The following is a 13,809-nucleotide window of genomic DNA, read 5'->3' as shown; positions in this document are numbered from 1 at the left end:
CGCGGGCTTCGCGAAGTTCCCGCGGCGCTGTACGCCCACAGCGAGACAGCCGGCGGCCCCCGGCGGGAATGCCGTCCGCCCGCAGGGGGAAGGGGCTCGCGCCGTGCGAGGGCGTAACCTGCGGGCAGCGCCGGGCCGGGCACCACCCTCTCGGGTCCCGGTCGGTCGCTGTCAGTGCCCCGGTCCACAATGGTCCGCGTCAGATCCGTTCGTTCACTGCTTCAGCAAGGAGCCGGCAGCGATGGCCCGCCGTAGTACGAAGACCCCGCCGCCCGACGACTCGTACGAGGAGAAGATCCTCGACATCGACGTCGTCGACGAGATGCAGGGCTCCTTCCTCGAGTACGCGTACTCGGTCATCTACTCCCGTGCTCTGCCTGACGCCCGCGACGGCCTCAAGCCGGTGCACCGTCGCATCGTCTACCAGATGAACGAGATGGGGCTGCGCCCCGAGCGGGGCTACGTGAAGTGCGCCCGCGTCGTCGGCGAGGTCATGGGCAAGCTGCACCCGCACGGCGACGCGTCGATCTACGACGCGCTGGTGCGCATGGCGCAGCCGTTCTCCATGCGGGTGCCGCTGGTCGACGGCCACGGCAACTTCGGCTCGCTGGGCAACGACGACCCGCCGGCCGCCATGCGGTACACCGAGTGCCGGATGGCCGAGGCCGCCAGCCTGATGACGGAGTCCATCGACGAGGACACCGTCGACTTCGCACCGAACTACGACGGCCAGGAGCGGGAGCCGGTGGCCCTGCCCGCCGCCTTCCCGAACCTCCTGGTCAACGGCGCCTCGGGCATCGCGGTCGGCATGGCCACGAACATGCCGCCCCACAACCTGCGCGAGGTCGTCGCCGCAGCCCGCCACCTGATCCGCCACCCGAACGCGGATCTCGACGCCCTGATGAAGCACGTCCCGGGCCCCGACCTGCCCACCGGCGGCCGCGTCGTCGGCCTGTCCGGCATCCGCGACGCCTACGAGAACGGCCGCGGCACGTTCAAGATCCGCGCGACGGTCACCGTGGAGGACGTGACGCCGCGCCGCAAGGGCCTCGTCGTCACGGAGCTGCCGTTCACGGTCGGTCCCGAGAAGGTCATCGCCAAGATCAAGGACCTCGTCGGTTCGAAGAAGCTGCAGGGCATCGCCGACGTCAAGGACCTCACCGACCGCCTGCACGGCCTGCGCCTGGTCATCGAGATCAAGAACGGCTTCGTGCCGGAGGCGGTCCTGGAGCAGCTGTACAAGCTGACGCCGATGGAGGAGTCCTTCGGCATCAACAATGTCGCCCTGGTGGACGGACAGCCCCTCACACTCGGCCTCAAGGAGCTGCTGGAGGTCTATCTCGACCACCGCTTCAACGTCGTCCGGCGGCGCTCGGAGTTCCGCCGCGGCAAGAAGCGCGACCGGCTGCACCTGGTCGAGGGCCTGCTGACGGCCCTGGTCGACATCGACGAGGTCATCCGGCTGATCCGCTCCAGCGACAACTCCGCCGAGGCCAAGCAGCGCCTGATGGACCGTTTCTCGCTGAGCGACGTGCAGACGCAGTACATCCTCGACACGCCGCTGCGCCGGCTCACCCGGTTCGACCGCATCGAGCTGGAGGCGGAGAAGGACCGGCTGACCACGGAGATCGAGGAGCTGACCCGGATCCTCGACTCGGACGCCGAGCTGCGCAAGCTGGTCTCGGCGGAACTGGCGAGCGTCGGCAAGAAGTTCGGCACCGATCGGCGCACGCTGCTGCTGGAGTCGGCGGGTGTCCCGGCCGCCGTGCCGCTGCAGGTCGCGGACGACCCGTGCCGGGTGCTGCTGTCCTCGACGGGTCTGCTGGCCCGCACGGTGAACAGCGAGCCGTTCCAGGAGGACGCGAAGGCCAAGCGCGTCAAGCACGACGTGATCGTCTCGGCCGTGCCGGCCACGGCCCGCGGCGAGGTGGGCGTGGTCACGTCGGCGGGCCGCCTGCTGCGACTGAACGTGGTCGACCTGCCGCAGCTCCCGCAGGAGATGCCGACACCGAATCTCTCGGGTGGCGCGCCGATCGCCGAGTTCGTGTCCCTGGAGGACGACGAGACGGTGATCTGCCTGACCACGCTGGACGAGTCGTCGCCTGGCCTCGCCATCGGCACGGAGCAGGGCGTCGTCAAGCGCGTGGTGCCCGACTATCCGGCCAACAAGGACGAGTTGGAGGTCATCGGGCTCAAGGACGGTGACCGGATCGTCGGCGCGGTGGAGCTGCGTACCGGCGAGGAGGATTTGGTCTTCATCACGGACGACGCGCAGTTGCTGCGCTTCCAGGCCTCGCAGGTCCGCCCGCAGGGCAGGCCGGCCGGCGGTGTGGCGGGCGTCAAGCTCGCCGAGGGCGCGAAGGTCATCACCTTCACCGCCGTCGACCCCGCGGTGGACGCCGTGGTGTTCACGGTCGCGGGCTCGCGCGGCACGCTGGACGACTCCGTGCAGACGACGGCGAAGCTGACCCCGTTCGACCAGTTCCCGCGCAAGGGCCGCGCCACGGGCGGTGTGCGCTGCCAGCGGTTCCTGAAGGGCGAGGACTGCCTGTCCGTGGCCTGGGCGGGCGCGGTGCCGGCTCGGGCCGCGCAGAAGAACGGCACCCCGGCCGAGCTCCCGGACATGGACCCCCGGCGCGACGGCTCGGGCGTGTCCCTGCCGAAGACGGTGTGGGTGGTGGCGGGGGCGATCTAGGGTCTGTCGTTTGGGATCAGGCCGGCTGTAAGACGCGGTGCTCTGCGGCCGACCCGAGCGGGGTCTGGTGCGTGCGGCTGCAAGGCGGAGGAGGGCGTCGACGCGGAGCGTCGGCCACCGACGACAGCGCGGCAGAGGTGCGTGCCGGACCCCGTGACGCCGGGGTGCTCCACACGACAGGCCCTATGAGGCGGCGGGCCCGCCCCGCCCGCATCCGCCGGACGGCGCCGTCCGGGCCGGCCCGGGCCGGAGCCCCTCACCCGGCCGCGCCCGCCGGGACGGCTCCGGGCCGGCTTCCTCCATGTCGAAGCCCCGCCCGTCCGGATCGGCCACGTCCGGACACGGTGCGTCGGGGTCCTGCCCCTCCGGATCCTGCACGTAGCGCAGCACGCCCCACATGCCGTGTTCGTCGGCGGTGTGCGGGGCGTCACTGCGGCAGGCGTCGAGCTCCGTGCGCAGGGCGGTCGCGTCGATGCCGGAGCCGATGAGGACGAGCCGGGTGAGACGGTCCTCGGCGGCGGGCCACGGCTCCGGGTAGAACCGCAGGAACCGGCCGACGGCATGCACGGCGTACCGGTTCCTGCGGTCGGACGCGCCGAAGTCGACGTACCCCTTGATCCGGTACAGCCCTTCGGGGCGGCTGTCGAGGAACGCGATGAGCCGGCGCGGGTCGAGGGGCACCTCGGAGACGAAGGACAGGCTGTCGTAGGCGGCGTGCAGATGCCCGTAGCGGTCCCCCGGGCCCTCCGGGTCGTGCGGGTCGTACTCGTCGTCGTCGGCGTGCTCGTGCAGGTCGTCGAAGGACAGTTGCCCCACGCGCTCCTCGCCGGGCCGGCAGTCGAAGAGGAACTCCGGGTCGATACGGCCGTACGTCGCGGGGACGACGGCGGCGCGGTCGGCCAGGGACCGCACGAGACCGAGGACGTGCCCGACGTCCGGTGCCCGGTCGAGTTTGTTGACCACGACGAGGTCGGCCAGCGAGAGATGCCGGTCGAGCTCGGGGTGCCGGGCACGGGTGTCGTCGAACTCGGCGGCGTCGACGACCTCGACGAGCCCGCCGTAGACCACGTCCGGGTTCTCGCTCGCCAGCAGCATGCGGACGAGTTCCTGCGGCTCGGCGAGGCCGCTCGCCTCGATGACGATGACGTCCATGCCGGCCTCGGGACGGGTCAGGCGCTCCAGGTACTCGTCCAGTCCACCGGCGTCGACGGCGCAGCACAGGCAGCCGTTGCCGAGTGAGACCGTCGAGTCGCCGAGGGCGCCGGCCACGGCCATCGCGTCGATCTCGATGGCGCCGAAGTCGTTGACGAGGGCGCCGATACGGCTGCCTCCGCTGCGGTGCAGCAGATGGTTGAGCAGGGTGGTCTTGCCGGAGCCGAGGAACCCGGCGAGGACGACGACCGGGATCTGCTGACGCGGACTCTGCCCCAACGTGCGACCTCTCTGACACCTGCGTGTACGTCTTGCGCCCACGTGTACACCGGGCTCACGCCCGGGTAACGCGTACGGCACCAGGATACGAGCCGAAGCGACCACCCGGCGGGCCCGCCGGACACCGGGCAGCGGCCCGGTCGGCCGTGTCCTGCCCGCCGTCCCACGGGTGTATCAGTCGGCCGTGGGGACCGGCTCCGGTGCCGCCGGACCCACGTACCGCGCGGCCGGGCGGATGATTTTCGGGTCCTTGGCCTGCTCGAGGATGTGGGCGCTCCAGCCGACCGTGCGGGCCGCCGCGAACGTCGGGGTGAACATCTCGCGCGGCAGGCCGCAGAGTTCCATGACGACGCCCGCGTAGAACTCGACGTTGGTGTGCAGTTCGCGGCCGGGCTTCAGTTCCGCCAGGATCGCCTCGACGCGGCGCTCGACCTCCACGGCGAAGTCCACCCTCGGGCCTCCGAAGCGCAGGGCGATCTCGCGGAGCATCCGGGAACGCGGGTCCTCCGTGCGGTAGACGGCGTGCCCGAAGCCCATGATGCGTTCCCCGGCCAGCACCCGTTCGCGGATCCAGGGGGCGATGCGGTCGGGTGTGCCGATGGCGTCCAGGGTGTCCAGGGCTCGGCTCGGCGCTCCGCCGTGGAGCGGGCCCGACAGTGCGGACACCGCGGCGGAGAGGCAGGCCGCCACGTCCGCGCCCGTGGACGCGACGACGCGGGCCGTGAAGGTGGACGCGTTGAATCCGTGATCAATGGTTGAGATCAGGTAGTGCTCGATCGCCCGGGCCTGCTCCTCGTCGGGCTCCGAACCGCTCATCATGTACAGGTAGTTGGCCGCGTACGGCAGGTCCTCGCGCGGCTCCACCGGCTCGAGTCCGTTGCCCAGCCGGTGCAGCGCGGTGAGCAGTGTCGGTACGGCCGCGGCGGCCACGAGGGTGTCGCGGCGGCGCTGCCCGGCGTCGGTGTCGTAGACCGGCCGGAAGCCCTTGGCCGCGCCGAGCAGGGACAGTGCCGTACGCAGGCCGGCCAGCGGGCCGGAGCGTGCGCCGGCCGTGGCCACGGCGGGCAGCGCGGCCCGCACCTCGTCCGGCAGGCGCCGCAGACCCGCGGTCTCGGCCGCGAAGGCCGCCCCGCGCGCGGCGTCGGGCAGGACGCCGTGCACGAGGAGATGCCAGACGTCCTCGAAGCCGCGCCTCTGCGCGAGTTCGACGGCCGAGTACTGGCGGTAGTGGTAGAAGCCCTCGCGCCCCCGGACGTCTCCGACGCGCGTGTCGGCGACGACAACGCCGGCGAGACCTCGCGGAACGTCGAGGCGAGTGGCTGCGGACCTGCTGACGGACATGACGACCTCCCTGGACTTGATTCGACTGTCCATGGTTGACTTCAACCCTGTCAACATTGATTGATAATCAATGTTCGCGACTGTCGGTACGGTGACCCTCATGCATGATCAAGAGCCCTCCCCCGCCGCTCCGGGACGCCGGCTGAGCACCAAGGAGGCCGCCGAGCTGCTCGGCGTGAAGCCCGAGACGGTGTACGCGTACGTCAGCCGCGGTCAGCTCAGCAGCCGGCGGGTGCCCGGCGGCCGGGGCAGCACCTTCGACGCCCGCGAGGTGGAGGCGCTCGCCGGGCGCGGCAGACGCGAGCAGAGCGGGAGTCCGGGCTCCGGCGGCGAGCTGTCCGTCCGGACCCGGCTGACCCTCATCGAGCAGGACCGGTACTACTTCCGTGGAGTCGACGCGACCGAACTGGCCGCGCACCACAGCTACGAAGAGGTCGCCGAGTGGCTGTGGACGGGCGCCCCGTGCCCCGGTGCCGTCTTCACCGCGCCCAAGGCCACCGTCGCCGTCGCCCGCCGCGCCGTGCAGGCCCTGCCCGAACACGCGGGCCCCACCGACCGGTTGCGGGTCGCCGCCGTCGCCGCGGCGGCCGCCGACCCGCTGCGCTACGACCTGTCCGAGGCAGCCGTCCTCGCCACCGCACGCATCCTCGTCCCCACGCTCGTCCACGCCCTGCCGCCCATGGGGCACGGAGGCGGGGACGGCCCGCTGGCCGGCCGACTGTGGGGACGGCTGAGCCGGCAGGACCCCGACGAGGCCCTGGTGCGCGCCCTGGACACGGCCCTCGCGCTGCTGGCCGACCACGACCTGGCCGCCTCCACGCTCGCCGTGCGGGTCGCCGCCTCGGCCCGCGCACACGCCTACGCGGCCGTCTCCGCCGGGCTCGGCGTGATCGAGGGGCCACTGCACGGGGCGGCGAGCGGCCTCGCCCACCGGATGCTGCTCGACGTACTGGAGACCGGCAGCGCCGGCCCCGTCGTCGCCGCGGAACTGCGGGCCGGCCGCCGCGTCCCCGGCCTCGGCCACCGGCTCTACCCGGGCGAGGACCCACGCGCGCGGGCGCTGTTCGCGCTGCTGGAGCAGATCCCGCGCGCGGCCCCCGCCCTGGCCGCGGCCCGCGACGTGGTGGCCACCACCGCGCGCCACACACCGCTGCACGCCAATGTGGACCTGGCCCTGGCGGTGCTGACCGTGTCCTGCAGGATGCCGGCCGCGGCGGGCGAGACGATCTTCGCGGTATCCCGGACGGCGGGCTGGATCGCGCACGCCCTGGAGGAGTACGGCGAGCGCCCTCTGCGGATGCGTCCGACCGGCCTCTACGCGGGTCCGAGGCCTCCTCGACCGTTGCCGGAGTAGGCACCGACGCGGCCGGAAGTCACACCCGGGCCAACTCAGGTTAGGCTCACCTCTGTGAGTACGTGCTCAACCGTCTCCCGGGATCTCGACGAGCCCGTTTCGGGCACCGCGGCCACCGCGACGACCTGGCTGCTCCTGGAGCAACCGGGTCCGTGGGGTGCCAGGGCGCTCACTTCGAGCCACCTGGATCCCGCGCTGGGCCACGCGCTGGAGGCGGCCGTACAGGGCACGGGCGTGCGCATCGCGCTCATCCGCCGCCCCGGGCGGCACGCCGACCTCGGCGCGCCCGCCGCCCGCCGCGTCTACGCCGCCCACACGAGGCCCGGGAAGGTGTGGCTGCACGAGGCGACCACGACGGACCCGCGGCGACTGCTCGACCTCGACTTCGCCGCGCTCGGCAGGGGCGAGCACACCGTCTTCGACGCCGTGCTCGAGGGCCGTCCCCACACCGGCGATCCGCTCGCCCTGGTGTGCACCAACGGCAAACGGGACCGCTGCTGCGCCCTCCTCGGCCGCCCCCTCGCCGCCGAACTCGCCGCGTCGGGCGTCGACGGCGTCTGGGAGGTCACCCATCTGGGCGGTCATCGGTTCTCCCCGACGCTGCTGGTGCTGCCGTACGGCTACGCGTACGGCCGCGCCGAGGCCCACGGCGTGAAGGAGATCCTGCACGCCGTCCAGGAGGGCCGGATCGTGGTGGAGGGCTGCCGCGGCAGCTCCGCGTGGGAGCGGCCCGGCCAGGCGGCCGAGCTCGCCGTGCGCACGGCGGTCGGCGAGTACGCGGCGGACGTGCTGAGCGTGGTGCGCACCGACGGCGACGCCCCGCGCCGGGAGGTGACCGTCGCGCACGCCGACGGGCGGCACTGGCAGGTCGTGGTGGCCGAGGGGGCGTCCCTGCCGCCCCGCGCGGGGAGCTGCGGCGCGTCGGTGCTCGGGGCGCCCGCCCGGATGGACGTGGTGGCGGTGCGGGAAGTCACCCTGCCGGTGCCCACCGGCTGACACGTCGGGCCGGCCCCACGGGTTGATCAATGCATCCATACGGCACCCGTTCCCCTCGCGGACTGCCGCCCACGTACCGTCGTGGCATGAGCTCCACTCCCCTCGCACGGCGCCTGCGCATCGGTCTGCCCCGGCGGGTGTTCTCGCAGGTCCTGCTGATGCAGCTGGCGATCGCCGCGGGCGTCGCGGTGCTGGCGACCGGGCTGTTCCTGGCGCCCCTCGGCGACCAGCTGGACGACCAGGCGATGCGCCGGGCGCTCTCCATCGCCCAGACGACCGCACAGGAACCCCGGCTCGTGGACGACCTGCGCGCCACGCCCGCGTCACCGGACGGTCCGGTGCAGCGGGAGGCGGAGCGGATCCGGAGGGCCACGGGCGCCGAGTACGTCGTGGTGATGGACCGCCGCGGAGTGCGCTGGTCGCACACCGACCCGGACAACGTCGGCGGGCTCGTCTCCACCGACCCGGGCCGCGCACTGGCCGGCCAGGAGGTGATGGAGATCGACGAAGGCACCCTGGGCCGCTCCGCGCGCGGGAAGGTGCCCCTGCGGGACGACGACGGCGACATCGTCGGGGCGGTCTCGGTCGGTATCGCCTACGACAGCGTCCGGACGCGGCTCATCCACACGATCCCGGGGCTGTTCGCGTACGCGGGCGGCGCACTGGCCGTCGGCGCACTGGCGGCCTGGCTGATCTCGCGGCGGGTCCACAGACAGACGCGTGACCTCGCCTTCTCGGACATCGCGGCGCTGCTCGCGGAGCGCGAGGCGATGCTGCACGGCATCCGGGAGGGCGTGGTGGCACTGGACCGCGCGGGCCGGGTCCGCCTCCTCAACGACGAGGCGCAGCGCCTGCTCGGCGTGGGCGAGGAGGCCGTCGGCCGGACACCCGGCGAGGCGCTCGGCCCGGGCCGTACGGCCGATGTCCTGGCGGGCCGGGTCACGGGCACCGACCTGCTCGCCGTACGCGGCCATCGTGTCCTGGTCGCCAACCGCATGCCCACCGAGGACGGCGGCGCGGTGGCCACCCTGCGTGACCGCACCGAACTGGAGCAGCTGGGCCGGGAGCTGGACTCGACGCGCGGCCTGATCGACGCGCTGCGCGCCCAGGACCACGAGCACGCCAACCGCATGCACACCCTGCTGGGGCTGCTGGAACTGGAGATGTACGACGACGCCGCGGAGTACGCCGGGGAGGTCGTCGGCGACCACCGCGCCACCGCCGAGCAGGTCACCGAGAAGATCCAGGACCCGCTGCTGGCCGCGCTGCTGGTCGGCAAGGCGACCGTGGCGGCCGAGCGGGGCGTCGCCCTCTGCCTGTCGGACCGTACGCGGCTGCCGGACCGGCTGGTCGACCCGCGCGGGATCGTCACCGTGGTCGGCAATCTGGTGGACAACGCGCTGGACGCCGCCGCGGGCACGCCGCACGCGCGCGTGGAGGTGGCGCTGCGCGCCGAGGGACGCACCGCGGTCCTCGACGTGCGCGACACCGGTCCGGGTGTCCCGGCGGAACTGCGCGACCTCGTCTTCACGGAGGGCTGGTCCACGAAGGATGCTCCGGCGCACCGCCGGCGCGGCATCGGCCTGTCCCTGGTGCGCCGCCTGGCCGAACGGCAAGGGGGCAGCGCGACGGTCGGCGAGTCGCCGGGCGGGGGTGCGCGCTTCACCGTGGTCCTGCCGGAGGCGCTGACCGACGCCGTCGCGGTACCGGGGCCGGCCGTGACGCCGCCCGGGCCCACCGCCGCCGGACCGGACACCGGCCCGGCCATCGGACCGGACACCGGCCCGGCCGCCGAACCGGTCGCAGGACAGGAGCCGGGATGATCGAGGTCCTTGTCGTGGACGACGACGTCAGGGTCGCGCGGGTCAACGCCGCCTACGTCGGGAAAGTCCCGGGCTTCCACGTCGCGGGTGAGGCGCACAGCGCGGCGGAGGCACTGCGCCAGGTCGATGCGCTGCCCCGGGTGGACCTGGTGCTGATGGATCACTACCTGCCCGACGAGACGGGCCTGGCCGCGGTCAGGGAGATGCGCCGACGGGGCCACCAGACCGACGTGATCATGGTGACGGCGGCGCGGGACGTGTCGACGGTGCAGGCGGCGATGCGGCACGGGGCACTTCAGTACCTCGTCAAGCCGTTCGCCTTCGCGGGCCTGCGGGCCAGGCTGGAGGCGTACGCGGAGCTGCGCCGCACCCTGGAGGGCGGCGGCGAGGCAGAGCAGGCCGAGGTGGACCGCATCTTCGGTGCCCTGTCCGCGCCGTCGGAGCCCGAGTTGCCCAAGGGCCACTCCCCCACCACCGCCGAGCTGGTGCGTCAGGCTCTGCTGAACGCCGAGGGCCCGCTGTCGGCACAGGAGATCGCCGAGCGGACCGGCGTGAGCCGGCAGACCGCCCAGCGCTACCTGAAACTCCTGGAACGCACGGGACGGGCTCGCCTGACCCTCAAGTACGGCGACGCGGGCCGCCCGGAGCACCGGTACACATGGGCCACTCGCACGTAGGACACCGACGCCGTCCGGCGCCCCCGCCCCAACCCGCACGCGTGGCACGCGGCGAGTACGGTCGGCGTGTCCGCATGGCAAGCAGGGCGAGCGTGGTGAACGCGGCGAGCAGAGCGAGCGCGCGAGCGCGTCGACCCCAGTTCGCGGCAAGCAGGCGAGCGCGGTGAGCAGGGCGAGCAGCGGGCGGCGAGGAAGTTCCCGCGGCGATCCGCACGCGCCGCTCCGTCATGCGTGCCGCGACGACGTCGGCGAGAGTGAACCGGCCGCAGTTGCGGACCAGTTCGGCGACGAGGTGCAGCACCACGAGCCGGGTCACCACGAATGCCACGGAACAGAGCAGGCCGTCGTATGCGAACCAAGCGATGAGGCCGGAGCTGCCGAGGAAGGACGCGGCATACATGTACTCGCCCACGAGGGCGAAACCCTTCCAGGGGGCTGAGTGGACGGCCGCCCCGCCGAGGACTCCGGGGCGGAACCGCGCCGTTCGCGGCTCACCCAGGTGGTGACGCCGAACATGACGGCGACGTGCCGCGCCCTTCGTGGTCTCGCGTGACGCACACGTGCGTGCACGTGCCGGCCGTCCTGACCGGCCGGGCGCGATCACGCGCCCGGCCGGTCAGGACGGCTGTCAGGCGTCGATGCGGGACCTGTCGAGCGTCGCCGCCGAGTTGGAGATGAACTCCTTGCGCGGAGCGACGTCATTGCCCATCAGCAGGTCGAAGACCTGCTCGGCGGCCTCCAGGTCGGTGAGGTTGATCCGCCGCAGGGTGCGGCGCCGCGGGTCCATGGTGGTTTCGGCCAGCTGGTCCGCGTCCATCTCTCCGAGGCCCTTGTAGCGCTGGATGGAGTCCTTGTAGCGGACGCCCTTGCTCTGGAACTCCATGAGCCTGTCGCGCAGCTCCCGGTCCGAGTACGTGTAGACGTACTTGTCCTGGCCCTTCTTCGGCTGGACGAGTTCGATGCGGTGCAGCGGCGGGACCGCCGCGAATACCCGGCCGGACTCGACCATGGGCCGCATGTAGCGGTGGAACAGGGTCAGCAGCAGCGTACGGATGTGGGAGCCGTCCACGTCGGCGTCGGTCATCATGATGATCTTGCCGTAGCGCGCGGTGTCGATGTCGAAGGTCCGGCCGGAACCGGCTCCTATGACCTGGATGATCGCGCCGCACTCGGCGTTCTTCAGCATGTCCGTGACCGACGACTTCTGGACATTGAGGATTTTGCCGCGGATCGGCAGCAGCGCCTGGAATTCGGAGTTCCGGGCGAGTTTCGCCGTACCGAGGGCGGAGTCTCCCTCGACGATGAACAGCTCGCTGCGGTCGACGTCGTCGCTGCGGCAGTCGGCGAGCTTGGCGGGCAGCGAGGAGGATTCGAGGGCCGTCTTGCGGCGCTGGGCATCCTTGTGCTGACGCGCCGCGATGCGCGTCCGGGCCGCGGCGACGGCCTTCTCCATGACCACGCGGGCCTGCTGGGCGTCGTCCCGTTTGGTGGAGGTCAGGAACGCCTTGAGCTCACGGGAGATCACCGTGTTGACGATGCGGCGAGCCGCCGAGGTGCCGAGGACCTCCTTGGTCTGACCCTCGAACTGCGGCTCCGCCAGGCGCACCGTGACGACCGCGGTCAGTCCCTCCAGGGCGTCGTCCTTGACGATGTCGTCCTCTGCGACGCGCAGCATCTTCTTGGCGCGCAGCACCTCGTTCATCGTCTTGGCGACGGCCTGTTCGAACCCGGCGACGTGGGTGCCGCCCTTGGGGGTGGCGATGATGTTGACGAACGACTTGACGGTCGAGTCGTAGCCCGTCCCCCAGCGCAGCGCCACGTCGACGCCGAGCTCGCGGGTGACCTCGGTGGGGGTCATCTGGCCGTGGGCGTCCAGGACCGGGACGGTCTCCTTGAAGGCGCCCTGACCGGTGAAGCGGAGGACGTCGCAGATCGGCCTGTCAGTGGCCAGGAACTCGCAGAACTCGCTGATACCTCCGTCGAAGCGGAAGGACTCCTCGCCCTTGCTGCCGCCGTCCCCCAGGCCGTACTCGTCACGGACGACGATGGTCAGGCCGGGCACCAGGAAAGCGGTCTGCCGGGCACGCTGGTGCAGCGTGTCCAGGGAGAGTTTGGCGTCCTTGAGGAAGATCTGGCGGTCGGCCCAGTAGCGCACGCGCGTGCCGGTGCGGGCCTTGGGGACTTTCTTGGTCTTGCGCAGGCCGCTGCCGGACTCGAACCTCGCGTCCGCGCCGTCGCCGGCGAAGGCCCCGGGGACACCACGCCGGAAACTGATGGCGTTGGTGTGCCCGCCGCGGTCCACCTCGACGTCGAGCCGCGCGGAGAGCGCGTTCACGACGGAGGCACCGACGCCGTGCAGGCCGCCGGAGGCGGCGTACGAGCCGCCGCCGAACTTGCCGCCGGCGTGCAGCTTGGTCATGACGACCTCGACACCGGACAGGCCGGTCTTGGGCTCGACGTCGACCGGGATGCCCCGGCCGTTGTCCCGCACCTCGACCGAGCCGTCGTCGTGGAGGATCACGTCGATGTGGTCGCAGTATCCGCCCAGAGCCTCGTCGACGGAGTTGTCGATGATCTCCCAGAGGCAGTGCAGCAGGCCTCGACTGTCGGTGGATCCGATGTACATGCCCGGGCGCTTCCGCACGGCCTCGAGCCCTTCGAGGACGAGCAGGTGCCGCGCGGTGTAGTTGGAACCGTCCCGGTCTGCTCCTGCCAGCAGCGCTGTGGACGGCACGGACGTCTCGGCGGTCACGCGGTTCGCTCCTCGCTGAATTTCAGATGGGGCCCCGATGGGTAAGGGCGCGGCTTCAGTCACCGGTGAGAGGGTACCGAGGCCTGGTAGAGCCGTTGTCACGCCACCCTCGCCCGGAGCTCACCCTAAACCACGGTCGCATGCGTGTTCGATCCCTCGATGGGGTGAAGAACACATCGCGTTCCCTTCGAGGCATGAACCATTTAGGCTCCGGGCACGTCCTCATCAACAACCGGCAATCCAGCCGGGAGGACGCGACCATGACCGACAGCGCGAACCCGTACGACACGACAGACACGTAATACGGCACATTCGCCGCCAACCGGCAACTGCCAGCCTCCTCGGAAAGATTTTTTCGAGGAAAAGCCGCGAGCGGGAACGTTTGGGGGCTGGTTGGATGTTGACCCTGGTACGACAGCTCGTCGAGCTAGAGAAGAGGCGACGTGACTACTGTTCTGACTTCCGCGAGCCCGCTGACGGCCGCTGATCGCTGCGACCGCTGCGGCGCCCAGGCGTATCTGCGCGTCGTCCTGCTGAGTGGCGGAGAACTGCTCTTCTGCGCCCACCACGGTCGCAAGTTCGAGCCGGAACTCAAGAAGATCGCCGCTGAGATACAGGACGAGACGGAGCGGCTGACGGCCGTTCCCGACGCCGAAGAAGAGCGCTGACCCCAGCACACGACCTCGCGACCGACGAGCCAGGCCGGCAAGGCCGGTGAACGGGCGGCCGTCCCCGCAATC

General features: G+C 71.7%; 9 protein-coding genes and 1 pseudogene. 6 read left to right on the top strand and 4 right to left on the bottom strand.

All coding sequences use genetic code 11. The annotated features are described in order from the left end of the window. The first annotated feature begins 241 nt into the window (after window positions 1-241). Window positions 242-2,695, top strand: coding sequence for a DNA topoisomerase IV subunit A (locus ABZ354_RS23290; RefSeq protein WP_358659687.1), 2,454 nt, complete (start codon window positions 242-244; stop codon window positions 2,693-2,695). A gap of 183 nt (window positions 2,696-2,878) precedes the next feature. Here the strand turns inward: ABZ354_RS23290 and ABZ354_RS23285 are convergent, their stop codons facing one another. Both ABZ354_RS23285 and ABZ354_RS23280 read right to left on the bottom strand, forming a co-directional pair. Then, complete coding sequence (locus ABZ354_RS23285) at window positions 2,879-4,126, bottom strand: GTP-binding protein (RefSeq protein ID WP_358659685.1); 1,248 nt, start codon at window positions 4,124-4,126, stop codon at window positions 2,879-2,881. Window positions 4,127-4,300: 174 nt separating this feature from the next. Beyond that, complete coding sequence (locus ABZ354_RS23280; RefSeq protein ID WP_358659684.1) at window positions 4,301-5,467, bottom strand: citrate synthase/methylcitrate synthase; 1,167 nt, start codon at window positions 5,465-5,467, stop codon at window positions 4,301-4,303. Between the two features lie 100 nt (window positions 5,468-5,567). Here ABZ354_RS23280 and ABZ354_RS23275 point away from each other — a divergent pair, with 100 nt between their 5' ends. The 4 genes from ABZ354_RS23275 (at window position 5,568) to ABZ354_RS23260 (ending at window position 10,317) form a co-directional block, all read left to right on the top strand. Continuing rightward, a complete protein-coding gene (locus ABZ354_RS23275) occupies window positions 5,568-6,821 on the top strand; it encodes a citrate synthase (protein ID WP_358659682.1) in 1,254 nt (417 codons plus the stop codon). A gap of 54 nt (window positions 6,822-6,875) precedes the next feature. After that, on the top strand, window positions 6,876-7,817 hold the full coding sequence (locus ABZ354_RS23270) for a sucrase ferredoxin (RefSeq protein ID WP_358659680.1): 942 nt from the start codon (window positions 6,876-6,878) through the stop codon (window positions 7,815-7,817). Window positions 7,818-7,903: 86 nt separating this feature from the next. Continuing rightward, complete coding sequence (locus ABZ354_RS23265) at window positions 7,904-9,640, top strand: sensor histidine kinase (RefSeq protein ID WP_358659678.1); 1,737 nt, start codon at window positions 7,904-7,906, stop codon at window positions 9,638-9,640. Further along, entirely contained in the window at window positions 9,637-10,317 is a 681-nt protein-coding gene (locus tag ABZ354_RS23260) for a response regulator (protein ID WP_358659676.1), read from the top strand. The genes ABZ354_RS23265 and ABZ354_RS23260 overlap by 4 nt, the downstream gene beginning before the upstream one ends. 187 nt (window positions 10,318-10,504) lie before the next feature. Here ABZ354_RS23260 and ABZ354_RS23255 read toward each other — a convergent pair. Continuing rightward, window positions 10,505-10,833, bottom strand: a pseudogene (locus ABZ354_RS23255) (cation acetate symporter); the annotation flags it as partial. Between the two features lie 112 nt (window positions 10,834-10,945). Further along, window positions 10,946-13,069 carry a DNA topoisomerase IV subunit B gene (locus ABZ354_RS23250; RefSeq protein ID WP_358659674.1) on the bottom strand — a complete coding sequence of 708 codons (2,124 nt, stop codon included), beginning with the start codon at window positions 13,067-13,069 and terminating at the stop codon, window positions 10,946-10,948. A 443-nt stretch (window positions 13,070-13,512) separates the two neighbouring features. On the opposite strand from ABZ354_RS23250, the gene ABZ354_RS23245 reads away from it, so the two are divergent. Next, complete coding sequence (locus ABZ354_RS23245; protein WP_358659672.1) at window positions 13,513-13,737, top strand: hypothetical protein; 225 nt, start codon at window positions 13,513-13,515, stop codon at window positions 13,735-13,737. Window positions 13,738-13,809 lie beyond the last annotated feature (72 nt).

This window comes from Streptomyces sp. NPDC005925 (assembly GCF_040638805.1).
In the GTDB taxonomy this organism is placed as follows: Bacteria; Actinomycetota; Actinomycetes; order Streptomycetales; family Streptomycetaceae; genus Streptomyces.
Note: the sequence above shows the minus strand (reverse complement) of the source record. Positions and strands in the feature narration are given on the sequence as shown.